The organism is Arcticibacter svalbardensis MN12-7, from assembly GCF_000403135.1.
Lineage (GTDB): Bacteria > Bacteroidota > Bacteroidia > Sphingobacteriales > Sphingobacteriaceae > Arcticibacter > Arcticibacter svalbardensis.
In genome coordinates, this window is sequence record NZ_AQPN01000138.1 from 1 (window position 1) to 546 (window position 546).

Below are 546 nucleotides of genomic sequence, written 5' to 3' on the forward strand. Positions count from 1 at the left end.
GGGTCAACGCATTTAAATTAGGTTAAAAAGACCTTTTAGAAAGTTATTATCCCATCCTGCTTGGAGTCTTTTGGTTACCATAGATCCTTTAGACGTATCTTTTTTTCGTGTATTGAGTGCTATTTTTCTGATGAAGGAGAAATTGTTTGCGGCATTCTTGGTTCTTTTTCGCTGTCTGTCCTCGTCAAAGACCATACCCAGCATCCAATGCAGCTTATTCTCTATCCCCCAATGCTCTAGGATATCCCTGTTGAAATTAAGGGATGAATCATTTAGGCTGCTGATATAGTACCTAACTTCAGTGGATACTTTGTTGCCAATTTCACGGCAGGCAGTGATCCTGACAACCGATTTGATCCCCTTCGAGAAAATACGGTTATCAATAAAGTCTAAGCGGGTGATGACTTCGCATTTTCTTGTCTCTATACGTCCGTGCCCTTTTTCAATAGTGGTATCTGTACTGTACGGGGACTGCTGCCCGAAGCGCCCCAGGATCTGTTCCAACAATTCCTTTTGGTTGCCCTTAACGGCAAGTATGTAATCTGC

General features: G+C 42.5%; 1 protein-coding gene. It reads right to left on the reverse strand.

The annotated features are described in order from the left end of the window. Nucleotides 1-12: 12 nt before the first annotated feature. On the reverse strand, nt 13-546 hold a 534-nt coding region (locus ADIARSV_RS17955), incomplete at its 5' end, for an ISAs1 family transposase (RefSeq protein ID WP_040300599.1).